This is a genomic window from Pseudomonas sp. FW305-7, from assembly GCF_058786735.1.
The window spans coordinates 60,604-81,737 of the sequence record NZ_JBYSZA010000012.1 but is presented as its reverse complement, the minus strand read 5'-3'; the positions used below and the strand labels follow the sequence as shown (position 1 = coordinate 81,737).

Here is a 21,134-nt window from a genome sequence, read left to right as displayed (position 1 = left end):
GGACCAAAACATGAGCAACACACGTATTGCGTTTATCGGTGCGGGCAACATGGCGGCCAGCCTGATTGGCGGCCTGCGCGCCAAAGGTCTGGAAGCCGCGCAGATTCGCGCCAGCGACCCGGGCGAGGAAACCCGCGCCAAGGTCAGCGCCGAACACGGCATTGAAACCTTCGCCGACAACGCTCAGGCCATCGACGGCGTCGACGTCATCGTGCTGGCGGTCAAGCCACAGGCGATGAAAGCCGTGTGCGAAGCGATTCGCCCGAGCCTGAAAGCCAATCAACTGGTGGTCTCGATTGCTGCCGGCATCACCTGCGCCAGCATGACCGCATGGCTCGGCGAACAACCGATCGTGCGCTGCATGCCGAACACTCCGGCGCTGCTGCGTCAGGGCGTCAGCGGCCTGTACGCCACGCGCGAAGTGACCGCCGAACAGCGTCAGCAAGCCGAAGAGCTGCTGTCCGCCGTCGGCATCGCGCTGTGGCTCAACGAAGAGCAGCAACTGGACGCGGTCACTGCGGTGTCCGGTTCCGGCCCGGCCTACTTCTTCCTGCTGATCGAAGCCATGACCGCCGCCGGCGTCAAACTCGGTCTGCCAAAAGAAATCGCTGAGCAACTGACCCAGCAAACGGCTCTGGGCGCCGCGCACATGGCTGTCTCCAGCGACGTTGACGCTGCTGAACTGCGCCGTCGCGTGACCTCGCCAAACGGCACCACCGAAGCTGCCATCAAATCATTCCAGGCCAATGGCTTCGAAGCCCTGGTCGAAACCGCACTCGGCGCCGCCGCGCACCGCTCGGCCGAAATGGCCGAACAACTGGGCAAATAAGGAGCCTTACATGATTGGATTGAACACCGCAGCGGTTTACGTGCTGCAAACCCTCGGCAGTCTGTATCTGCTGATCGTGCTGCTGCGCTTCGTGCTGCAACTGGTACGGGCAAACTTCTATAACCCGCTGTGCCAGTTCATCGTTAAAGCGACCCAGCCACTGCTCAAGCCGCTGCGCCGGATCATTCCGAGCATGTTCGGCCTCGACATGTCGTCGTTGGTGCTGGCGATTCTGGTGCAGCTGGCACTGATGGCCCTGACTCTGCTGCTGACTTACGGCACCACCGGCAACCCGCTGCAACTGTTTATCTGGTCGATCATCGGCGTAACCGCGCTGTTCCTGAAGATTTTCTTCTTCGCCCTGATCATCAGCGTGATCCTCTCGTGGGTCGCGCCGGGCAGCCACAATCCGGGTGCTGAACTGGTCAACCAGATCTGCGAACCGGCCCTGGCGCCGTTCCGCCGCTTTCTGCCAAGCATGGGCGGTCTGGACCTGTCGCCGATCTTCGCGTTTCTGGCACTGAAGCTGATCGACATGCTGGTGATCAACAATCTGGCGGCGATGACGATGATGCCGGAAATCCTGCGCCTGCTGATGTGAGCTGGTTTCGCTGGGACGGTGACGACTTGATCCTCGAGTGTCACCTGCAACCAGCAGCCCGCAGCGATGATTTCTGCGGGCTGCACGGTGATCGCTTGAAGATCCGCCTGACCGCGCCGCCGGTCGAGGGCAAGGCCAATGCCTATCTGATGGGCTTTCTGGCCAAGGCGTTTGGGGTGTCCAAGAGCCAGGTCAGTTTGCTCAGTGGCGAGTTGAATCGGCAGAAGCGGGTGAAGATCTGTTCGCCGAAGAAGTTGCCGGATTTGCCTGATCTGGTGCGCCCGTGATCGAGTAGTGCAGCACTTGTGGCGAGGGGATTTATCCCCGATGGGTGGCGAAGCCGCCCCTTGCTTTCTTCCAGCCAGTCCGCGTCAGCAGGTTTTGCGACTGCTGCGCAGCCGATCGGGGATAAATCCCCTCGCCACAGGGGGCGCGTTCAATGAATGAATGAGGCCCGATCGTTGCTTGCCGCTAACCCCCCCGGTCTTTAGACTTACGCCTCATTTCAACGAGAGCAGGGTCGATGCCAGCTGCCTTTCCCCCCGATTCTGTTGGTCTGGTGACGCCGCAAACGGCGCACTTCAGCGAACCGCTGGCCTTGGCCTGTGGCCGTTCGCTGCCCGCCTATGACCTGATCTACGAAACCTACGGCACGCTGAACGCACAGGCGAGCAACGCCGTGCTGATCTGCCACGCCTTGTCCGGCCACCACCACGCCGCCGGCTATCACAGCCCCGACGACCGCAAACCGGGTTGGTGGGACAGCTGCATCGGCCCCGGCAAACCGATCGACACCAACAAATTCTTCGTGGTCAGCCTGAACAACCTCGGCGGCTGCAACGGCTCCACTGGCCCAAGCAGCATCAACCCGGACACCGGCAAACCGTTCGGCGCCGACTTCCCGGTGCTCACCGTGGAAGACTGGGTGCACAGCCAGGCACGACTCGCTGACCTGCTCGGCATCGGCCAGTGGGCGGCGGTGATTGGCGGCAGCCTCGGCGGCATGCAGGCGCTGCAATGGACCATCACGTATCCGGATCGCGTGCGCCACTGCCTGGCCATCGCCTCGGCACCCAAACTGTCGGCACAGAACATCGCCTTCAACGAAGTCGCCCGCCAGGCGATCCTCACCGACCCCGAGTTCCACGGCGGTTCGTTCCAGGAACAAGGCGTGATCCCCAAGCGCGGGCTGATGCTGGCGCGGATGGTCGGGCACATCACCTACCTGTCCGACGACTCCATGGGCGAGAAATTCGGCCGTGGCCTGAAGAGCGAAAAGCTCAACTACGACTTTCACAGTGTCGAATTCCAGGTCGAGAGCTACCTGCGTTATCAGGGCGAGGAGTTCTCCGGGCGCTTCGATGCCAACACCTATCTGTTGATGACCAAGGCACTGGATTACTTCGATCCGGCGGCGAACTTCGACGATAACCTGGCGAAAACCTTCGAGAACGCCACGGCGAAGTTCTGCGTGATGTCGTTCACCACCGACTGGCGCTTCTCCCCTGCCCGTTCGCGTGAACTGGTCGATGCCCTGATGGCGGCGCGCAAAGACGTCAGCTATCTGGAAATCGACGCGCCGCAGGGCCACGACGCCTTCCTGATTCCGATCCCGCGCTACTTGCAGGCGTTCGGCAATTACATGAACCGAATTACGGTGTGAACAAGCCATGAGAGCTGATCTGGAAATCATCCAGGAATGGATCCCCGCCGGCAGCCGCGTCCTCGACCTCGGTTGCGGTGACGGCGAACTGCTGACCTGGCTGCGCGACAACAAGCAGGTCACCGGGTATGGCCTGGAAAACGACCCGGATAACATTGCCGAGTGCGTGGCCAAGGGCATCAACGTTATCGAGCAGGATCTGGACAAGGGGCTGGGCAACTTCGCCAGCAACAGTTTCGACATCGTCGTGATGACCCAGGCCCTGCAAGCCGTGCATTATCCGGACAAGATCCTCGACGAGATGCTGCGGGTCGGTCGTCAGTGCATCATCACCTTCCCCAACTTCGGCCACTGGCGCTGCCGCTGGTATCTGGCAAGCAAGGGCCGCATGCCGGTGTCGGAGTTTCTGCCCTACACCTGGTACAACACGCCGAACATCCACTTCTGCACCTTCGAAGACTTTGAAGAACTTTGTCGCGAACGTGATGCGAAGGTCATTGATCGGCTTGCCGTGGATCAACAGCACCGCCACGGGTGGGCCAGTAAGCTATGGCCTAATCTGTTAGGTGAGATCGGTATCTACCGTGTCAGCAGCCCGGTGCTTGCAGATCATCGGATCGCGGTCTGAGCCACGACTTTTCGAGGAGACGATCATGGGTCGTTTAGCGTTGTTGTTACTCACAGCCTGCCTCAGCGTCAGTGCCATGGCGGCCGACGTCATCAAGGGCGAGCGCAAGGAAAACTTCGGCGACGTGACGGTGCACTACAACACCTTCAATTCCACGTTTCTGACCCCGGACATCGCCAAGGCAGCAGAGCTTGTCCGCAGCAAGAATCAAGGCGTGATCAACGTCTCGGTGATCAAGGACGGCAAACCACTGGTCGCCAGCCTCACCGGCACGGTCAAAGACCTGACCAGCCAGAGCGTGCCGCTGAATTTCCGCCAGGTCACCGAGCAGGGCGCGATTTACTACATCGCCCAGTACCCGGTGGAGCAGCAGGAAACCCGCACCTTTGAAATCAAGGTGCAGAACGGCGACAAGATCAACACCATCAATTTCAACCAAGAACTCTTTCCCGGCGAATGATGAACCTCAAGCAGCTCGTACTGGCCAGCCATAACGCCGGCAAACTCAAAGAACTCCAGGCCATGCTCGGCGACTCGGTGCAACTGCGCTCGATTGGCGAGTGGAGCAAGGTCGAGCCGGAAGAAACCGGTCTTTCGTTTGTCGAGAACGCGATCCTCAAGGCGCGCAATGCCGCACGCATTTCCGGGCTTCCGGCGCTGGCCGACGACTCCGGCCTGGCAGTGGATTTCCTCGGCGGTGCGCCGGGCATCTACTCGGCGCGTTATGCCGACGGCAAAGGCGATGCGGCGAACAACGCCAAGCTGCTCGATGCGCTGAAGGATGTGCCAGAAGCCGAGCGCGGCGCGCAGTTCGTTTGTGTGCTGGCGCTGGTGCGCCACGCTGATGATCCGCTGCCGATTCTTTGCGAAGGCCTGTGGCACGGGCGCATCCTGACCGCCGCCAGTGGCGAACACGGTTTTGGCTATGACCCGCTGTTCTGGGTGCCGGAACGTAATGTGTCCAGCGCCGAACTGAGCCCGGCCGACAAGAACCAGATCAGCCACCGCGCCCGTGCAATGGATCTGCTGCGCCAGCGTCTGGGCTTGAAATGACCCGTGACTCTTCTGCGTCGTCGCTGATTGTCGGCGGCGCCGCTTCTTCACCTCGGGCGCCGCTGCCGACGCTGCCGCCCCTGGCGCTGTACATCCACATCCCGTGGTGTGTGCGCAAATGCCCGTATTGCGACTTCAACTCGCACACCGCCAGCCCGGTTTTGCCGGAGCAGGAATACGTCGACGCGTTGCTGGCTGATCTCGATCAGGACCTGCACGCCGTTTACGGCCGTGAAATCAGCTCGATCTTCTTCGGTGGCGGCACGCCGAGCCTGTTCAGCGCCGAGGCCCTAGGGCGTTTGCTGGAAGGCGTCGAGCAGCGCATTCCGTTCGCCTCCGACATCGAAATCACTCTGGAAGCCAATCCCGGCACCTTCGAACAAGAGAAGTTCGTCGCGTACCGCAAACTGGGGATCAATCGCCTGTCGATCGGCATCCAGAGTTTCCAGCAGGAAAAACTCAAGGCGCTCGGTCGCATCCACAACGGCGACGAAGCGGTGCGTGCGGCCGGCATGGCGCGACAGGCCGGGTTCGATAACTTCAACCTCGACTTGATGCACGGCTTGCCGGATCAGTCGCTGGACGACGCATTGAGCGATTTGCGCCAGGCCATCGAACTGAAGCCGACGCACATTTCCTGGTATCAGCTGACGCTGGAACCGAACACGGTGTTCTGGAACCAACCGCCCGTGCTACCAGAAGACGACACGCTGTGGGACATTCAGGAAGCCGGGCAAGCGCTGCTGGCCGAGCACGGTTACGCGCAGTACGAAGTGTCGGCTTATGCCCAAACCGGACGCCCGGCGCGGCATAACCTCAACTACTGGAGTTTCGGCGACTTCATCGGTATCGGTGCGGGTGCGCATGGCAAGCTCAGTCATCCAGACGGGCGCATCGTGCGCACCTGGAAAACGCGCCTGCCGAAGGACTACCTCAATCCGGCGAAAAGCTTCCAGGCCGGCGAGAAGGCCCTGACCAACGACGAAATGCCGTTCGAGTTTCTGATGAACGCTTTACGCCTGACCGCAGGTGTCGAATCGCGTCTGTATCCGGAGCGCACCGGCCTGTCGCTGGACACGCTTGCCGAAGGCCGGCGCGAGGCCGAACAAAGCGGTCTGTTGCAGGTCGAACCGTCACGTCTGGCGGCCACCGAGCGCGGACAACTGTTCCTCAACGACTTGCTGCAACAATTTCTGAACTGAGCCCAACCCTCAACTTCTGTCCCAAGGGAAAACGCATGGATTTGATACTCGACCTGCTCGCCACCGTCTCCCGCTGGAGCCGCAGCAACCTCTCGGAAATCGCCCTCGCGCTGGTTGGTTGCCTGCTGGTGCTGTTCGGCGCCGACTTCAAAGGCTGGGTCGAGCAACGCCTGGGCAGCATCGCCGGCGCCCTGCGCGTACCGCTGATGGCCCTGCTGTGCGTCATCGGCAGCGGCGCCGCACTGATCTACGCCACACCGTGGGTGATCAAGGGGCTGAGCCAGTTCAACAACTACAGCCTGGCGCCGGTGTTGTTGGTGGTGCTGGTGTTGATTGGCGTCGTCGCTGACCGCCGCTAAATGCAAAACAGGGACGTTCATGAGTAAAAAACTGCTGGATGAAACAAGCAAATTTCTCAGCTACGTGCTGCGCCACGAGCCTCAAGCCATTGGCCTGACGCTGGATTCTGAAGGCTGGGCGAATATCGAAGCGCTGATCAGCGGCGCGGCACGCGACGGTCGCACTCTCGAGCGCGCACTGATCGAAACTGTCGTAGCGAGCAACGACAAGAAGCGCTTTTCGATTTCCGAGGACGGCCAGCAGATCCGCGCCGTGCAGGGTCACTCGACCAAGAGCGTGAAGCTGCAACTTGAGGCAAAGCAGCCACCAGAAACGCTGTATCACGGCACGGCGACGCGCTTCATGAACTCGATCAACAAGCAAGGCTTGATCCCCGGATCGCGGCATCACGTGCATCTCTCGGCAGATACCACCACCGCCTCAGCCGTAGGTCAACGCTACGGCACCGTGGTCATTCTGAAAGTCGCCGCGCGGCAGATGCAGGAACAAGGCTTCAAGTTCTATCAGGCGGAAAACGGCGTCTGGCTGACAGAGCAAGTGCCGGTGCGCTTCATCACTACGCTGTAGTCCTCGACACCTTCGTCATCTATTCAGCGCTGGCTTTGACCTCACTTCGAATCATCGCACTGAGCCCGTAGTAGTCCTTACAGCCCAACGCTTCTGCATTGTCCAGATACGCAATATTCTGACCATCGTGCCGGTCATTCTCGTTTACATGCGTCAGCGCAAGAATGTAGTTGGCCTCAGCCCGATATTGATCTTCTGACAATAACAGCGCGACAGCGCGGGCCCGCATTGCCGCCAATTTGCCTTGCTGTCCGACGGGCGCCCTCTCGTCGACGAAGCACAGCGAATGCTTGGCCTGCAAAGGATAGACGTCGGCATAAGCGTCGGGCTTGCTCAATAACTGTTGCAGCGACTGCAAGAACTTCAAATGATCCGCGTTTTGCAGATCAAACCTTTCGTATGCCTTGTCGCATAAATGGTAGTAACCCACCGCAGCCGCCAGCAACCCCTGATCCATGGCTTTCTGGTAAAGGCCACAGGCCTCCATCCGCGTTCGCTCAGAGAACATTGGATTGTCCTGAAGGTTGGCTAGCAAGTACGTTGCGAGCACATGCCCGCCATCCGAGGCCTTTTTCAGATTGTCTGCAAGCGCTGCAAAATCGCCTTCGGCATTGCGCAACTGCTCCGGCGTATACGCGAGTTCCGGCTCGCCCGCGCCTTCCCGCCTGATCCGCTCATCGGCATCACGCTGGATTTTTTCGGCCACTCTTTGCGCGCTGGCGAAGTATTCATCGGGCGTTACCACGCGCTCGCAAGCCGCTGAAAACAGCAGACCCAACGCCAGCATGCAGGTGAAAAGGGCTTTCAAGACTCGTCTTCCTTTACAAGTGGGGGGACGTAGAGCTTTCGGCGGATCGCCAGCAATCTTTAAGGCACCCCAAAAACAACTGTAGGAGTGAGCCTGCTCGCGATAGCGGTGTGTCAGTCGGCATAAGTACTGACTGATCCACCGCTATCGCGAGTAGGCTCACTCCTACATTGGGTATTGCGTGATGGTTAAGCGAGTTTTTCGAACTTCAGGTCCCAGACGCCATGGCCAAGACGTTCGCCGCGGCGTTCGAACTTGGTGATCGGGCGTTCGGCCGGGCGCGGTACGCACTTGCCGTCTTCGGCGAGGTTGCGGTAGCCCGGGGCGACGTTCATCACTTCCAGCATGTATTCGGCGTACGGTTCCCAGTCGGTGGCCATGTGCAGAATGCCGCCAACCTTCAACTTGCTGCGCACCAGTTCAGCGAACGACGCCTGAACGATGCGACGCTTGTGGTGACGGCTCTTGTGCCATGGATCCGGGAAGAACAGCATCAGGCGATCAAGGCTGTTGTCGGCGATGCAGCGGTTGAGCACTTCGATCGCGTCGCAATCGTAGACGCGCAGGTTGGTCAGGCCCTGCGTCAGCACGCCGTTGAGCAGCGCGCCAACACCCGGACGGTGTACTTCAACGCCGATGAAATCCTGATCCGGTGCCGCTGCGGCCATTTCCAGCAGCGAGTGACCCATGCCGAAACCGATCTCCAGCGAGCGCGGTGCCGAGCGGCCAAACACTTGATCGTAATCCACCGGCGCGTCGGCCAGTGGCAGCACGAACTTGGGCGCGCCTTGATCCAGACCGCGTTGCTGGCCTTCGGTCATGCGCCCGGCGCGCATCACGAAGCTCTTGATGCGGCGGTGTTGGCGCTCGTCGCCCTCTTCCGTCTGGATAGGCGTGTCGTTCGATTCAGTCATCAATGGCTCTTACTTGATCAGACCATCCAGCGGCGAAGAGGCGCTGGCATAGAGTTTTTTCGGCATGCGGCCGGCGAGGTAGGCCAGACGGCCCGCGACGATCGCGTGTTGCATGGCTTGCGCCATCATCACCGGTTGCCCGGCGTGGGCGATGGCCGAGTTCATCAGCACGGCATCGCAGCCCAGTTCCATGGCGATGGTGGCGTCGGAAGCAGTACCGACACCGGCATCGACCAGCACCGGAATTTTTGCTTCTTCGAGGATGATCTGCAGGTTGTACGGGTTGCAGATCCCCAGACCGGAACCGATCAGACCGGCCAGCGGCATGACTGCAATGCAGCCGATCTCCGCCAGTTGCCGGGCAATGATCGGGTCATCGCTGGTGTAAACCATCACGTCGAAGCCTTCCTTGACCAGCGTTTCGGCGGCCTTGAGGGTTTCGATCACGTTAGGGAACAGGGTTTTCTGGTCGGCCAGCACTTCCAGCTTCACCAGGTTGTGGCCGTCGAGCAGCTCACGGGCCAGACGGCAAGTGCGCACGGCTTCGATAGCGTCGTAGCAGCCGGCGGTGTTCGGCAGAAAGGTATAGCGATCCGGCGACAACACGTCGAGCAGGTTCGGCTCGCCCTCGATCTGGCCCAGGTTGGTACGGCGCACAGCGAAGGTGACGATCTCGGCGCCCGAGGCTTCGATGGCCTGACGGGTTTCTTCCATGTCACGGTATTTGCCGGTACCAACCAGCAAACGCGACTGGTAAGTACGACCGGCCAAGACGAAAGGCTTGTCGCTACGAACGATGCTCATGGGGAATCCTCTTTACGGGTGAGGGTCTTGCAGAATTCTCTGCCCTTGCGGGCCGGGCGACTAGCCGCCGCCGATGGCGTGCACGACTTCGACGTTGTCGCCGTCGTTGAGCGTGGTGTCGGCATGCTGGCTGCGCGGGACGATATCCAGATTGAGTTCGACCGCTACCCGGCGTCCGGTCAGTTCCAGACGGGTCAGCAGGGCCGCAACGGTTTCACCGTCGGGCAGTTCAAGGGATTCGCCGTTCAACTGAATGCGCATGCTTAACGCCGCCATCATTTTTAGGGGCTGGCATTCTAGCCCGATCATGACCTAAAGGTCAGCACCGAGCGTCAAGCGGTGGGTTGCAAGCGCCAGGCGGCGAGCCCCAGGCATACCCAACCGGCCAGAAATGCCAGACCACCGAACGGGGTGATGATGCCAAGCTTGCTAATGCCGGTGGTGGTCAGCGCGTAAAGACTGCCGGAGAACAGGACGATGCCGACGGTGAACGAAACACCGGCCCAAGTAACCAGTCGCCCCTGAATTTGCGTGGCCAGCAGCGCTACGCCGAACAACGCCAGGGTGTGCACCAGTTGATAGGTGACGCCGGTATGGAAAATCGCCAGATACTCAGGCGTGAGGCGGTTTTTCAAACCGTGGGCGGCGAAAGCGCCCAAGGCAACGCCGGTGAAACCAAAAAAAGCGGCCAGCATCAGAAAGCCACGCAGCATGTGGAACTCCAGTCAGACTCGATCGGCAGGGTCTGTATAATGGCCCGCTCCACCGGTTCGGCCAAGCCATCTCTATGCTGCGTACTATTTTTCGTCGTCTCACGAAGGCCCTGCTCTGGTTCGCGGGTGGCAGCGTATTGCTGGTGTTGCTGTTTCGCTTCGTGCCGCCACCGGGCACGGCATTGATGGTCGAGCGTAAAGTCGAATCCTGGATCGATGGCGAACCGATCGACCTGCAACGCACCTGGAAACCGTGGGACGAGATCTCCGATGACCTCAAGGTGGCCGTCATGGCTGGCGAGGATCAGAAGTTTCCCGAGCATTGGGGTTTTGATTTCGGCGCCATCCAGGCTGCACTGGCGCACAACGAACTGGGCGGCTCGATCCGAGGCGCCAGCACATTGAGCCAGCAGGTGTCGAAGAACCTGTTTCTGTGGGCCGGCCGTAGCTATCTGCGCAAAGGTCTGGAAGCGTGGTTTACCGCGCTGATCGAGGTTTTCTGGCCCAAGCAGAGGATTCTTGAGGTGTACCTGAACAGTGTCGAGTGGGATGACGGTGTGTTTGGCGCTGAAGCAGCGGCCCGCCATCACTTTGGTGTGAGCGCGAAGTCACTGTCACGGCAGCAGGCGAGCTATCTGGCGGCAGTATTGCCGAATCCTCGCGTCTGGAGCGCGAGTCATCCGACGGCGTACGTGTCGCGCCGTGCCGGATGGATTCGGCAGCAGATGAGTCAATTGGGTGGGACCAGTTATCTGCTGGGGCTCAATGATTCGCGCCGGGCACCTTGGGCGCAATAGTCGAGCATTTACCTTCCAGACACTGATGATCCCTGTGGGAGCGGGCTTGCCCGCGATTGCGGTGGTTCAGCAGGCATCTAAATGACTGACAGGACGCCATCGCTGGCAAGCCAGCTTCCACAGGGTTTGATACAACCCCGAAACACGCGGATAAAAAAACGCCCCGATCATCGCTGATCGGGGCGTTTTTTATTGCCGTGGCGCCGGTTTAGGCGGCGATCGACAACTTGAGCTTGTTCATCGCACTCTTTTCGAGCTGACGAATACGCTCGGCCGACACGTTGTACTTCTGCGCCAGGTCGTGCAGCGTGGCTTTCTCTTCTGCCAGCCAGCGCTGGTAGAGAATGTCACGGCTGCGCTCGTCCAGCACTTCCAGCGCTTCGTGCAGGTTGTGGTTGGAGTTGTCGCTCCAGTCGGCATCTTCCAGTTGACGCGCCGGGTCGTACCGGTGGTCTTCCAGATAGTTGGCCGGCGACTGGAAAGCACTGTCGTCGTCTGCTTCCGCAGCCGGGTCGAAGGCCATGTCATGGCCGGTCAGGCGACTTTCCATCTCGCGCACTTCCCGCGGCTCGACGCCGAGGCTTTCCGCCACACGGTGGACTTCCTCGTTGTTCAGCCACGCCAGACGTTTCTTCTGGCTGCGCAGGTTGAAGAACAGCTTGCGCTGGGCCTTGGTGGTCGCGACTTTCACAATGCGCCAGTTGCGCAGGATGAACTCGTGAATTTCCGCCTTGATCCAGTGCACAGCGAACGACACCAGACGCACACCCATTTCCGGGTTGAAGCGTTTGACCGCCTTCATCAGGCCGACGTTACCTTCCTGGATCAGGTCAGCCTGAGCCAGACCGTAGCCGGAATAGCTACGGGCAATGTGTACGACAAAACGCAGGTGGGCGAGCACCATCTGCCGAGCCGCCCCCAAATCCTGCTCATAGTAGAGACTCTCGGCCAGTTCACGCTCCTGCTCCGGCGTCAGCAATGGAATGCTGTTGACGGTGTGCACATAGGCTTCCAGGTTCGCACCAGGAACCAACGCGTACGCAGGTTGCAAAGAATTGGTCATGCGAAAAAACCTCCCACTTACATACTCGTGCCTCTCGGCACTGCGAAAAATTGACCGGGAATTCAAGTACAAGTTCCCAAAAAAACCGCGAGGCCAATCACGCGCAAAAAAGATTCTACTTCGGCGCCAGCTCCCTGAGATGACGTGCGACTGCAATCCATGCACCGATATAACCCAACAGCACCGCGCCAAGCAAGAGCGACAGACCGTCGGCAACTGGCACTCCGGCCAGCGCGAAATCACTGCCGTACAAGCCGGCCAGCCCAACCACCGCGTCGTTCAGCCAGTTCAGGCCGAACGCCAACACTCCCCAGGACAACAGCCCCGCACCGAAACCGTACAACGCGCCCATATAAAGGAAGGGACGCCGCACATAGCTGTCGGTGCCGCCGACGAGTTTAATCACTTCTATCTCGGTGCGGCGGTTTTCGATATGAAGACGAATGGTATTGCCTATCACCAAAAGTAATGCAGAAACCAGCAGCACTGTCAGACCGAAGACAAAACGATCGCCGAGCTTGAGGATGGCGGCCAGACGCTCGACCCAGACTAGATCAAGTTGTGCCTGTTGTACCTTGGGCAGCTCGGAAAGTTTTTGTCTTAATGCTTCCAGCGTCGACTTGTCGACCTCGTTCGGGGTGACCAGCACCACGCCCGGCAGCGGGTTTTCCGGCAGCTCGCGCAGGGCTTCGCCCAGGCCGGACTGCTGCTGGAACTCTTCCAACGCCTGATCGCGGCCGACATATTCAGCATCAGCTACGCCGGGCATGCCTTTGATCTGCTCGCGCAATGACTCGCCCTGCTCCGGGCTTGCATCGAGCTGCAGGTACAGCGAAATCTGCGCCGCACGCTGCCACGAACCGCCAAGACGCTCGACATTATTGAGCAACAGTGACAAGCCCATCGGCAGGCTCAGCGCCACCGCCATCACCATGCAGGTAAAGAAGCTGCCGATCGGCTGCTTGCCGAGTCGGCGCAGGCTGTCGAGCAGGCTGGCGCGATGGCTTTCGACCCAGGCACGCAACAGCGTAGCGAAATCAGGACCATCGTCATCGTCGTGCTTTTTCTTCTTCGGCGACTGCGGATCGGCGGCTTTCGGGGCCACGCGCTCGGAAACCTTCGGACTGCGTGTCGCACTCATACCCCGGCCTCCCCGTCGCCGATCAATCGGCCACGTTGCAGGGTCAGCATGCGGTGACGCATGCGCGCGATCAGTGCCAGGTCGTGACTGGCGATCAGCACGCTGGTGCCCAGACGGTTGATGTCTTCGAACACGCCCATGATCTCGGCCGCCAGACGCGGGTCGAGGTTACCGGTCGGTTCGTCCGCCAGCAGCAGGGCCGGGCGGTGAACGATGGCGCGGGCAATGCCGACGCGCTGTTGCTGACCGGTGGACAGGTCGCCCGGGTACAGATCGGTTTTGTCCGACAGCGCCACACGCTCCAGCGCCGAATCGACACGCTTGGCGATTTCAGCCTTGGACAGCCCGAGAATCTGCAGCGGCAACGCGACGTTGTTGAACACCGTGCGATCAAACAGCAACTGGTGATTCTGGAAGACCACGCCGATCTGCCGGCGCAGGAACGGAATCTGCGCGTTGCTGATGGTGCTCAGGTCTTGCCCGGCGAGCAGCAGCTTGCCGCTGGTCGGACGCTCCATCGCCAGCAACAGGCGCAACAGTGTGGACTTACCGGCACCGGAGTGGCCGGTGACAAACAAGAACTCGCCACGACGGACTCGAAAGCTCAGCTCATGCAAGCCGACGTGACCGTTCGGGTAGCGTTTACCGACCTGTTCGAAACGAATCATGAACGCTCCCGCTCGGCAAACAGTGCCTGGACAAAGGGTTCGGCTTCAAAGGTACGCAAATCGTCGATGCCTTCACCGACGCCGATGTAGCGGATCGGCAGGCCGAACTGCTTGGCCAGGGCAAAGATCACCCCGCCCTTGGCCGTGCCGTCAAGCTTGGTCAGCGCCAGGCCGGTCAGTTCGACGGTCTGGTTGAATTGCTTGGCCTGGTTGATGGCGTTCTGGCCAGTACCGGCGTCGAGCACCAGCAGCACTTCGTGCGGCGCATCGGCATCGAGCTTGCCGATCACCCGGCGAACCTTTTTCAGTTCTTCCATCAGGTTGTCTTTGGTGTGCAGACGACCGGCGGTGTCGGCGATCAGCACGTCGATGCCACGGGCCTTGGCGGCTTGTACGGCGTCGAAGATCACCGAAGCTGAGTCGGCACCGGTGTGCTGGGCGATCACCGGGATCTTGTTGCGCTCGCCCCAGACCTGCAACTGCTCAACGGCGGCGGCGCGGAAGGTGTCACCGGCGGCGAGCATGACTTTCTTGCCTTCCAGTTGCAGCTTCTTCGCCAGTTTGCCGATGGTGGTGGTCTTGCCGGCGCCGTTGACGCCGACCACCAGAATCACGAATGGCTTATTCTGCGAAACGATCTTCAGCGGCTGCTCAACCGGCTTAAGCATAGCGGCCAGCTCGGCTTGCAGGGATTTGTACAGTGCGTCGGAGTCGGCCAGTTCCTTGCGTGCGACCTTCTGGGTCAGGCGCTGAATGATCTGCGTGGTGGCTTCGACGCCAACGTCGGCGGTGAGCAGACGGGTTTCGAGGTCATCAAGCAGATCGTCATCGATGGTTTTACGGCCGAGGAACAGGCTAGCCATACCCTCGCCGATGCTGGCGCTAGTCTTCGACAGGCCTTGCTTGAGACGGGCGAAGAAACCGGCTTTGGTTTCTTCAGTGCGCGGGGCTTCGACGGGCGTTTCGGCAACCACTTCAACCGGCACCACTGGCGCAGCGACAACCGGCGCAGGTGCTGGCTGATGGATGACTGGAGCTACGGGAGCAGCAGCTACCGGGGCAACTGGCTCCGGAACCACAGGTTCCGAAACAACAGGCTCAGCTACAACCGGCGCAGGTTCGACAACCGGCTCGACCACCGGCGCCGGAGCCACCTCGGGAATAAACGCGGCAGGCGCGGGAATCACTGGCGTGACATGCGGCGCAGCCTCTTCAACCAACGCTACCGGCTCTTCCGCCACTGGCAACGTCAGCCACGGCTCGGCTACCGGGGTCAGCGGCGCCTCGGCAATCACAGGGGTTTCAGGCTCAGGTTCGGCGGCCGGTTGCAGCACCGGCTCGGCGATCGGCAGCACGATCGGTGCCGGCTCTTCTTCTATTACCGGAGCAGGCGCCGGAACGGGCTCAGGAATCGCGGGCGGCTGTTCGACGACGGGTTCCTGCGGTTTCTTACGCAGCCATCCGAACAGGCTTTTCTTTTCGCCAGCCGCAGCTGGGGTCTTCTTGTCGTCGTTGGAACCAAACATGGAGGACGGCTATCTCACGGTAGCGACGCGCCTAAGGGCGCCCCGGCAAATAAATATTCGATGCAGAACAGACTGTGTTTCACCCAGCTTGTTCACGCGCAACATTTTGTCGAGGCGCCAAAGGCACCTCAAAGGTCGATTATTACGAAGGACTGGAACGGCATCTTCGGCGAAAACGCAGAGTTTAGCTGAGAAACTCAAAGCTTCTGCCGGTAACCCATACAACCTATCGACCGATCAATGGCTTGATAGGCGTGGCCGCCAGTAAAACGGATCAGTATCCTAGCACCCTCTCGCCCGCCGACGCTAAGACCAAGCGGGCAGCTCAACAGGTTAAAAAACGAATGAATGCTCTAGCCCGCCGCGCTGCAGGCCTGCTGCTCAGCACAGTCTGCCTGCCCCTTTCGGCCCTGGCGGCCGACCCGCAACCGACTCACGAATTCACCCTCGACAACGGTTTGAAGGTTGTCGTGCGCGAAGACCATCGCGCGCCGGTAGTGGTGTCGCAGGTCTGGTACAAGGTCGGTTCCAGCTACGAAACCCCGGGCCAGACCGGTCTGTCCCATGCGCTTGAGCACATGATGTTCAAGGGCAGCGAAAAAGTCGGTCCCGGCGAAGCTTCGCTGATCCTGCGTGATCTGGGTGCCGAAGAAAACGCCTTCACCAGCGACGACTTCACCGCTTATTACCAGGTACTGGCCCGCGATCGTCTGGGCGTGGCCTTCGAACTGGAAGCCGACCGTATGGCCAACCTGCGCCTGCCGGCCGACGAGTTCGCCAAGGAAATCGAAGTCATCAAGGAAGAGCGCCGTCTGCGCACTGATGACAAGCCGATGTCCAAAGCTTACGAGCGCTACAAGGCCATGGCCTACCCGGCCAGCGGCTACCACACGCCGACCATCGGCTGGATGGCCGACCTCGACCGGATGAAAGTCGAAGAGCTGCGCCACTGGTATCAGTCCTGGTACGTGCCGAACAACGCCACCCTGGTGGTGGTCGGTGACGTCACCCCGGACGAAGTGAAAACCCTCGCCCAGTGCTACTTCGGCCCGATCGCCAAGCGCGACGTGCCACCGGCGAAGCAACCACTGGAACTGGCCGAGCCCGGCGAACGCCAGATCACCCTGCACGTGCAGACGCAACTGCCTAGCCTGATGCTCGGTTTCAACGTGCCGAGCATCGCCACCGCTGAAGACAAACGCTCGGTCAACGCTCTGCGCCTGATCTCGGCACTGCTCGACGGCGGCTACAGCGGGCGCATCCCGACGCAGTTGGAGCGCGGCGAAGAACTGGTGTCCGGTGGTTCGTCGAGCTACGACGCCTACACGCGCGGCGACAGCCTGTTTACCCTTTCGGCCACACCGAATACCCAGAAGAAAAAGACCATGGCGCAAGCCGAGGCCGGTCTGTGGAAGCTGCTCGATCAGTTGAAAACCACAGCCCCCTCCGCCGCAGAGCTTGAGCGCGTACGTGCACAAGTGATTGCCGGTCTGGTCTACGAGCGTGACTCGATCACCAGTCAGGCCACTGCCATTGGCCAACTGGAGACTGTCGGCCTGTCGTGGAAACTGATGGACACCGAACTCGCCGATCTGGAAAGCGTGACCCCGCAAGATATCCAGAATGCCGCCAAGCTGTATTTCACCCGCGAACGTCTCAGCGTCGCCCACGTCCTGCCACTGGAGACGACTCATGAGTGAGCGCAAAACCCCACGCCTGTTGCTTGGTCTGATCGCGGTCGCCGTGATCGGCTCCGCCGCGTTCTATCTGACCCCAGGCGCTAACACCAACGCCAGTGAAGCGCTGGATAACGCCAAGACCAGCCAGAAGCTGCAATCGCTGGCCGAACTCGACGGCAAGGCGCCGGCCAGCCGCAAGCTCGACGTACAGACCTGGAACACCGCCGAAGGCGCCAAGGTGCTGTTCGTCGAAGCGCATGAGCTGCCGATGTTCGACATGCGCCTGATCTTCGCCGCCGGCAGCAGCCAGGACGGCAATGCGCCGGGGCTCGCGGTGCTGACCAACGCGATGCTCAACGAAGGTGTCGCCGGCAAGGACGTCGGCGCCATCGCCCAGGGCTTTGAAGGCCTCGGCGCGGATTTCGGCAACGGTGCCTTCAAGGACATGGCGCTGGCATCGCTGCGTAGCCTGAGTGCTGTCGACCAGCGTGAACCGGCCTTGAAGCTGTTCTCGGAGGTGGTCGGCAAACCGACCTTCCCGGCCGATTCGTTCGCGCGCATCAAGAACCAGATGCTCGCCGGTTTCGAATACCAGAAACAGAACCCCGGCAAACTCGCCAGCCTCGAGCTGATGAAGCGTCTGTATGGCGATCACCCATATGCGCATTCCAGCGATGGCAACGCGCAAAGCGTGCCGAAAATCACCCTCGCGCAACTGCGTGAGTTCCATGCCAAGGCTTACGCTGCTGGCAACGTGGTGATCGCGCTGGTGGGCGACTTGTCCCGCGCCGATGCCGAGGCGATTGCCAGTCAGGTGTCCGCCGCCCTGCCGAAAGGCCCGGCGCTGGCGAAAATCGCCCAGCCGCAGGATCCGCAGGCCAGCATCGGTCACATCGAGTTCCCGTCCAAGCAAACCAACCTGATGATCGCGCAACTGGGCATCGACCGCGACGACCCGGACTACGCCGCCTTGTCGATGGGTAACCAGATCCTCGGCGGCGGCGGTTTCGGTACGCGTTTGATGAGTGAAGTGCGCGAGAAGCGCGGCCTGGCCTATGGCGTGTATTCCGGGTTCAGCCCGATGCAGGCTCGCGGTCCGTTCATGATCAACCTGCAGACCCGCGCGGAAATGAGCGAAGGCACCCTGAAACTGGTGCAGGACGTACTCGCCGACTACCTGAAAACCGGCCCGACGCAAAAAGAACTCGACGACGCCAAACGCGAACTCGCTGGCAGCTTCCCGCTGTCCACCGCGAGCAACGCCGACATCGTTGGCCAGCTCGGCGCCATGGGTTTCTATAATCTGCCGCTGAGCTATCTGGACGACTTCATGCGTCAGTCCCAGAGCCTGACCGTCGAGCAGGTCAAAGACGCGATGAACAAACACCTGAGCACGGACAAAATGGTCATCGTCAGCGCTGGCCCGACCGTGCCGCAAAAGCCGTTACCGGCCCCATCTGATAAACCTGCCGAGCAACCGCTCGGGGTTCCGGAGCATTAATGGCGACTCGTTCCCCAAAAAAACCTGCGCACAACGTTCACAACGGTGTGAACCAGTTGCGCATCATTGGCGGCCAATGGCGCAGCCGCAAGCTGAGCTTCCCCGATGCGCCGGGCCTGCGTCCGACGCCGGATCGTGTGCGTGAAACCCTGTTCAACTGGCTCGCGCCCTACGTTGAAGGGGCCAAGGTGCTCGACCCGTTCGCCGGCAGCGGCGCGCTGTTTCTCGAAGCGCTGTCCCGTGGCGCGGCCATGGGTCAGGCGCTGGACGCCAGCAACATTGCGGTGTCCAGCCTGAAAGAACACCTCGGCACGCTACGCTGCACCAACGGGCAGGTGCAGACCGCTGACGCCCTGCGCTATCTGGAAACGCAAGTTGCCACGCCGTTTGACCTGGTGTTCCTGGACCCGCCGTTCAACCAGAACCTGCTGCCGGCGGTTTGCACTCTGCTTGAAGAGCGTCAGTGGCTGGCGCCCGACTCGTGGATCTACACTGAAAGCGAAACCGCGCCTTCGACGCTGGATCTTCCGGGCAACTGGCGCCTGCACCGCGAGCAGAAGTCCGGACGCGTTTATTACGCGCTGTGGCAACGCACGGCAGAGATAGCCGTTAACTAAAAGTTTGCGAGAAACCTGTGGCGAGGGAGCTTGCTCCCGCTGGGTCGCGAAGCGGCCCTTATTTCAGAAGCGAGGCCTGCTGCGCAGTCCAGCGGGAGCAAGCTCCCTCGCCACAAAGTGCATCGAGAACCATCGTGCCCCCTTCGTCAGAACGCTTCATTCCTGCCTTCGGCCTCGGCAATCCGCACTTGCAAACCTTGTGGGGCCCGCTGTGGCGCAAAACCGTTCACCTTGAGCGCGAGCGCGAACGGCTTTGGCTCGACGACGGCGACTTCCTTGATCTTGACTGGCACGGCCCGCATAGCGCCGACGCACCGCTGGTGTTGGTGCTACACGGGCTGACTGGCTCTTCCAATTCGCCCTACGTGGCAGGTGTCCAAAAGGCTTTGGCCGATCAAGGCTGGGCCAGCGTCGCGTTGAACTGGCGCGGCTGTTCGGGCGAACCGAATCTGTTGCCGCGCAGCTACCACTCCGGCGCCAGCGAAGACCTCGCTGAAGCCATTCGCCACCTGCGCGCCAAACGTCCGTTGGCGCCACTGTATGCCGTCGGTTATTCCCTGGGCGGCAACGTACTGCTCAAGCATCTGGGGGAAACCGGCAGCGCCAGTGGTGTGCTCGGCGCGGTGGCGGTGTCGGTGCCGTTTCGCCTCGACCAATGCGCCGACCGCATCGGCCAAGGGTTTTCCAAGGTCTATCAGGCGCACTTCATGCGCGAGATGGTCGCTTACATCAAGAACAAGCAACGTCAGTTCCAGCATGACGGACGCGACGATGGCCTCGCCGCGCTGGCGGCGCTCGGTTCGCTGGAGAACATGCGCACGTTCTGGGACTTCGATGGCCGGGTGACGGCGCCGCTTCACGGTTTCACCGATGCCGAGGATTACTACCGCCGCGCCTCGAGCCGTTACTTTCTCGGCGAAATCCGCACGCCGACCCTGATCATTCAGGCAGCGGACGATCCGTTCGTATTCCCGCACAGCCTGCCGCAAGCCAGCGAGCTGTCGGAGTGCACCGAATTCGAATTGCAGACTCGCGGCGGACACGTCGGCTTCGTCGAGGGTTCGCTGCGTCAGCCGGGTTATTACCTGGAACGGCGCATCCCGCAATGGCTGGCACGCCTGACGTCATGAACGATCAGGGCGAGTCGATCCGTTTCTGGCAAACCACGCCGCTGGCCGGAGTCGAACTGCTGTCGGCACGCTACATCGAACAACGCTTTGCCCCGCACGTTCACGATGGCTACGTGATCGGCATGATCATGGCCGGCGCTCAGCGTTATCGCTATCGCGGCGCTGAACATCTGGCGGGCAGCGGCACGCTGGTGTTGATCAATCCGGACGAATTGCACACCGGCCACAAGGGCACCGAGAACGGCTGGCTGTACCGGGCGTTTTATCCCGACACAGGCAAAGTCAGGGCGTTGCTGGATGAACTGGAATTGCCCAGCGCGCCGATGCCCGCCTTTGGCGAAACGCTGTACCGCGACCCGGACCTGGTCAACGGCTTCTGTCAGCTGCACCGTTTGCTGGAAAATCCGCCCACGGCGTTGCAGCAGCAAACCGTGTGGCGCGAAATGATGATTTTGCTGCTACAACGTCACGCTGCCGTGCGGATCCCCGGCAAACCCGGCAAGGAACACCGGTCGGTGGTGCGCGCCAAGGAACTCCTGCACGCACAGCTGGCGGCGCCGCCATCGCTCGAAGAATTGGCGGCGGCGGTCAATCTGTCGCCTTTTCACTTCGCCCGGGTGTTCCGCCGTGCCACCGGCATGCCGCCGCATACCTGGTTGATGCAGCAACGCATCGCCACGGCCCGGGGGTTGCTGCAAAGTGGATGTTTACCCGTGGAGGTCGCCCTGCAGTTGGGGTTTGCCGATCAGAGTCACCTGAGCCGGCAGTTCAAGCAGGTTTATGGCGTGGGGCCGGCGGCTTATCGCAGTGCCCGGCAGATTTCCCCAGACACCGCATAGCCCATATGGGAGCGAGCCTGCTCGCGAAAGC

Annotated in this window: 25 protein-coding genes; 16 read left to right on the top strand and 9 right to left on the bottom strand. The window is 60.9% G+C overall.

All coding sequences use genetic code 11. The features are described from left to right. The first annotated feature begins 10 nt into the window (after window positions 1-10). From proC to AC3WMT_RS16190, 10 genes are all read left to right on the top strand, one after another. Window positions 11-829, top strand: coding sequence for a pyrroline-5-carboxylate reductase (proC, locus tag AC3WMT_RS16235; RefSeq protein ID WP_103304306.1), 819 nt, complete (start codon window positions 11-13; stop codon window positions 827-829). Between the two features lie 10 nt (window positions 830-839). Further along, entirely contained in the window at window positions 840-1,430 is a 591-nt protein-coding gene (locus tag AC3WMT_RS16230) for a YggT family protein (RefSeq protein ID WP_103304307.1), read from the top strand. Further along, on the top strand, window positions 1,427-1,717 hold the full coding sequence (locus tag AC3WMT_RS16225; protein WP_103304308.1) for a DUF167 domain-containing protein: 291 nt from the start codon (window positions 1,427-1,429) through the stop codon (window positions 1,715-1,717). Before AC3WMT_RS16230 ends, AC3WMT_RS16225 begins: the two co-directional genes overlap by 4 nt. A gap of 236 nt (window positions 1,718-1,953) precedes the next feature. Further along, the gene (metX, locus tag AC3WMT_RS16220) at window positions 1,954-3,093 is read left to right on the top strand and encodes a homoserine O-succinyltransferase MetX (RefSeq protein ID WP_103304309.1); all 1,140 of its coding nucleotides are present in this window, start codon (window positions 1,954-1,956) and stop codon (window positions 3,091-3,093) included. Window positions 3,094-3,100: 7 nt separating this feature from the next. Continuing rightward, window positions 3,101-3,721: a methionine biosynthesis protein MetW gene (metW, locus tag AC3WMT_RS16215; RefSeq protein ID WP_103304310.1), complete on the top strand. Its 621-nt coding sequence runs from the start codon at window positions 3,101-3,103 to the stop codon at window positions 3,719-3,721. A gap of 25 nt (window positions 3,722-3,746) precedes the next feature. Continuing rightward, window positions 3,747-4,181, top strand: a complete 435-nt coding sequence (locus AC3WMT_RS16210; RefSeq protein WP_103304311.1) for a DUF4426 domain-containing protein — start codon at window positions 3,747-3,749, stop codon at window positions 4,179-4,181. Next, window positions 4,178-4,774: an RdgB/HAM1 family non-canonical purine NTP pyrophosphatase gene (gene rdgB / locus AC3WMT_RS16205; protein WP_103304312.1), complete on the top strand. Its 597-nt coding sequence runs from the start codon at window positions 4,178-4,180 to the stop codon at window positions 4,772-4,774. Before AC3WMT_RS16210 ends, rdgB begins: the two co-directional genes overlap by 4 nt. Next, a complete protein-coding gene (gene hemW, locus AC3WMT_RS16200; protein WP_103304313.1) occupies window positions 4,771-5,976 on the top strand; it encodes a radical SAM family heme chaperone HemW in 1,206 nt (401 codons plus the stop codon). Before rdgB ends, hemW begins: the two co-directional genes overlap by 4 nt. Before the next feature lie 35 nt (window positions 5,977-6,011). Then, window positions 6,012-6,335: a DUF3392 domain-containing protein gene (locus tag AC3WMT_RS16195; protein WP_007913629.1), complete on the top strand. Its 324-nt coding sequence runs from the start codon at window positions 6,012-6,014 to the stop codon at window positions 6,333-6,335. A gap of 19 nt (window positions 6,336-6,354) precedes the next feature. Then, window positions 6,355-6,903, top strand: a complete 549-nt coding sequence (locus tag AC3WMT_RS16190) for an RNA 2'-phosphotransferase (RefSeq protein WP_103304314.1) — start codon at window positions 6,355-6,357, stop codon at window positions 6,901-6,903. 19 nt (window positions 6,904-6,922) lie between these two features. Here the strand turns inward: AC3WMT_RS16190 and AC3WMT_RS16185 are convergent, their stop codons facing one another. The 5 genes from AC3WMT_RS16185 to AC3WMT_RS16165 form a co-directional block, all read right to left on the bottom strand. Further along, window positions 6,923-7,711, bottom strand: coding sequence for a hypothetical protein (locus AC3WMT_RS16185; RefSeq protein WP_103304315.1), 789 nt, complete (start codon window positions 7,709-7,711; stop codon window positions 6,923-6,925). Between the two features lie 188 nt (window positions 7,712-7,899). Further along, window positions 7,900-8,625 carry a tRNA (guanosine(46)-N7)-methyltransferase TrmB gene (gene trmB, locus AC3WMT_RS16180; RefSeq protein ID WP_103304316.1) on the bottom strand — a complete coding sequence of 242 codons (726 nt, stop codon included), beginning with the start codon at window positions 8,623-8,625 and terminating at the stop codon, window positions 7,900-7,902. 9 nt (window positions 8,626-8,634) lie between these two features. Beyond that, complete coding sequence (locus tag AC3WMT_RS16175; RefSeq protein ID WP_042561554.1) at window positions 8,635-9,429, bottom strand: thiazole synthase; 795 nt, start codon at window positions 9,427-9,429, stop codon at window positions 8,635-8,637. A 60-nt stretch (window positions 9,430-9,489) separates the two neighbouring features. Next, window positions 9,490-9,690 (bottom strand): sulfur carrier protein ThiS, encoded by a 201-nt coding sequence (gene thiS, locus AC3WMT_RS16170; protein ID WP_165557463.1) that lies wholly within the window; start codon window positions 9,688-9,690, stop codon window positions 9,490-9,492. 71 nt (window positions 9,691-9,761) lie between these two features. Next, complete coding sequence (locus tag AC3WMT_RS16165) at window positions 9,762-10,142, bottom strand: DUF423 domain-containing protein (protein WP_103304318.1); 381 nt, start codon at window positions 10,140-10,142, stop codon at window positions 9,762-9,764. 74 nt (window positions 10,143-10,216) lie between these two features. Here AC3WMT_RS16165 and mtgA point away from each other — a divergent pair, with 74 nt between their 5' ends. Next, window positions 10,217-10,939: a monofunctional biosynthetic peptidoglycan transglycosylase gene (mtgA, locus tag AC3WMT_RS16160; protein WP_103304319.1), complete on the top strand. Its 723-nt coding sequence runs from the start codon at window positions 10,217-10,219 to the stop codon at window positions 10,937-10,939. 208 nt (window positions 10,940-11,147) lie between these two features. Here mtgA and rpoH read toward each other — a convergent pair whose 3' ends face one another. The 4 genes from rpoH to ftsY all read right to left on the bottom strand — a co-directional run bounded on the left by rpoH (window position 11,148) and on the right by ftsY (window position 15,337). Further along, entirely contained in the window at window positions 11,148-12,002 is an 855-nt protein-coding gene (gene rpoH, locus AC3WMT_RS16155) for an RNA polymerase sigma factor RpoH (RefSeq protein ID WP_003229146.1), read from the bottom strand. A 115-nt stretch (window positions 12,003-12,117) separates the two neighbouring features. Then, window positions 12,118-13,143 (bottom strand): permease-like cell division protein FtsX, encoded by a 1,026-nt coding sequence (gene ftsX, locus AC3WMT_RS16150; protein WP_103304320.1) that lies wholly within the window; start codon window positions 13,141-13,143, stop codon window positions 12,118-12,120. Continuing rightward, window positions 13,140-13,811, bottom strand: a complete 672-nt coding sequence (ftsE, locus tag AC3WMT_RS16145) for a cell division ATP-binding protein FtsE (RefSeq protein WP_003229148.1) — start codon at window positions 13,809-13,811, stop codon at window positions 13,140-13,142. The genes ftsX and ftsE overlap by 4 nt, the downstream gene beginning before the upstream one ends. Then, the gene (gene ftsY / locus AC3WMT_RS16140; protein ID WP_103304321.1) at window positions 13,808-15,337 is read right to left on the bottom strand and encodes a signal recognition particle-docking protein FtsY; all 1,530 of its coding nucleotides are present in this window, start codon (window positions 15,335-15,337) and stop codon (window positions 13,808-13,810) included. The genes ftsE and ftsY overlap by 4 nt, the downstream gene beginning before the upstream one ends. A gap of 344 nt (window positions 15,338-15,681) precedes the next feature. Between ftsY and AC3WMT_RS16135 the strand changes: the two genes are divergently transcribed. The 5 genes from AC3WMT_RS16135 (at window position 15,682) to AC3WMT_RS16115 (ending at window position 21,103) form a co-directional block, all read left to right on the top strand. Further along, window positions 15,682-17,037 (top strand): M16 family metallopeptidase, encoded by a 1,356-nt coding sequence (locus AC3WMT_RS16135; protein ID WP_103304322.1) that lies wholly within the window; start codon window positions 15,682-15,684, stop codon window positions 17,035-17,037. Then, window positions 17,030-18,517, top strand: a complete 1,488-nt coding sequence (locus AC3WMT_RS16130) for a M16 family metallopeptidase (protein WP_103304323.1) — start codon at window positions 17,030-17,032, stop codon at window positions 18,515-18,517. Before AC3WMT_RS16135 ends, AC3WMT_RS16130 begins: the two co-directional genes overlap by 8 nt. Beyond that, window positions 18,517-19,134: a 16S rRNA (guanine(966)-N(2))-methyltransferase RsmD gene (gene rsmD / locus AC3WMT_RS16125; RefSeq protein ID WP_103304324.1), complete on the top strand. Its 618-nt coding sequence runs from the start codon at window positions 18,517-18,519 to the stop codon at window positions 19,132-19,134. Before AC3WMT_RS16130 ends, rsmD begins: the two co-directional genes overlap by 1 nt. Window positions 19,135-19,268: 134 nt before the next feature. Beyond that, window positions 19,269-20,264: a hydrolase gene (locus tag AC3WMT_RS16120; protein ID WP_103304325.1), complete on the top strand. Its 996-nt coding sequence runs from the start codon at window positions 19,269-19,271 to the stop codon at window positions 20,262-20,264. Continuing rightward, a complete protein-coding gene (locus AC3WMT_RS16115) occupies window positions 20,261-21,103 on the top strand; it encodes an AraC family transcriptional regulator (protein WP_103304377.1) in 843 nt (280 codons plus the stop codon). The genes AC3WMT_RS16120 and AC3WMT_RS16115 overlap by 4 nt, the downstream gene beginning before the upstream one ends. Window positions 21,104-21,134 lie beyond the last annotated feature (31 nt).

Coding starts and splice junctions, on each gene's coding strand:
- proC (WP_103304306.1), top strand. CDS start 11: ATGAGCAACACACGTATTGCGTTTATCGGTGCGGGCAACATGGCGGCC.
- AC3WMT_RS16230 (WP_103304307.1), top strand. CDS start 840: ATGATTGGATTGAACACCGCAGCGGTTTACGTGCTGCAAACCCTCGGC.
- metX (WP_103304309.1), top strand. CDS start 1,954: ATGCCAGCTGCCTTTCCCCCCGATTCTGTTGGTCTGGTGACGCCGCAA.
- metW (WP_103304310.1), top strand. CDS start 3,101: ATGAGAGCTGATCTGGAAATCATCCAGGAATGGATCCCCGCCGGCAGC.
- AC3WMT_RS16210 (WP_103304311.1), top strand. CDS start 3,747: ATGGGTCGTTTAGCGTTGTTGTTACTCACAGCCTGCCTCAGCGTCAGT.
- rdgB (WP_103304312.1), top strand. CDS start 4,178: ATGATGAACCTCAAGCAGCTCGTACTGGCCAGCCATAACGCCGGCAAA.
- hemW (WP_103304313.1), top strand. CDS start 4,771: ATGACCCGTGACTCTTCTGCGTCGTCGCTGATTGTCGGCGGCGCCGCT.
- AC3WMT_RS16195 (WP_007913629.1), top strand. CDS start 6,012: ATGGATTTGATACTCGACCTGCTCGCCACCGTCTCCCGCTGGAGCCGC.
- AC3WMT_RS16190 (WP_103304314.1), top strand. CDS start 6,355: ATGAGTAAAAAACTGCTGGATGAAACAAGCAAATTTCTCAGCTACGTG.
- trmB (WP_103304316.1), bottom strand. CDS start 8,625: ATGACTGAATCGAACGACACGCCTATCCAGACGGAAGAGGGCGACGAG.
- AC3WMT_RS16175 (WP_042561554.1), bottom strand. CDS start 9,429: ATGAGCATCGTTCGTAGCGACAAGCCTTTCGTCTTGGCCGGTCGTACT.
- thiS (WP_165557463.1), bottom strand. CDS start 9,690: ATGCGCATTCAGTTGAACGGCGAATCCCTTGAACTGCCCGACGGTGAA.
- AC3WMT_RS16165 (WP_103304318.1), bottom strand. CDS start 10,142: ATGCTGCGTGGCTTTCTGATGCTGGCCGCTTTTTTTGGTTTCACCGGC.
- mtgA (WP_103304319.1), top strand. CDS start 10,217: ATGCTGCGTACTATTTTTCGTCGTCTCACGAAGGCCCTGCTCTGGTTC.
- rpoH (WP_003229146.1), bottom strand. CDS start 12,002: ATGACCAATTCTTTGCAACCTGCGTACGCGTTGGTTCCTGGTGCGAAC.
- ftsX (WP_103304320.1), bottom strand. CDS start 13,143: ATGAGTGCGACACGCAGTCCGAAGGTTTCCGAGCGCGTGGCCCCGAAA.
- ftsE (WP_003229148.1), bottom strand. CDS start 13,811: ATGATTCGTTTCGAACAGGTCGGTAAACGCTACCCGAACGGTCACGTC.
- ftsY (WP_103304321.1), bottom strand. CDS start 15,337: ATGTTTGGTTCCAACGACGACAAGAAGACCCCAGCTGCGGCTGGCGAA.
- AC3WMT_RS16135 (WP_103304322.1), top strand. CDS start 15,682: ATGAATGCTCTAGCCCGCCGCGCTGCAGGCCTGCTGCTCAGCACAGTC.
- AC3WMT_RS16130 (WP_103304323.1), top strand. CDS start 17,030: ATGAGTGAGCGCAAAACCCCACGCCTGTTGCTTGGTCTGATCGCGGTC.
- rsmD (WP_103304324.1), top strand. CDS start 18,517: ATGGCGACTCGTTCCCCAAAAAAACCTGCGCACAACGTTCACAACGGT.
- AC3WMT_RS16115 (WP_103304377.1), top strand. CDS start 20,261: ATGAACGATCAGGGCGAGTCGATCCGTTTCTGGCAAACCACGCCGCTG.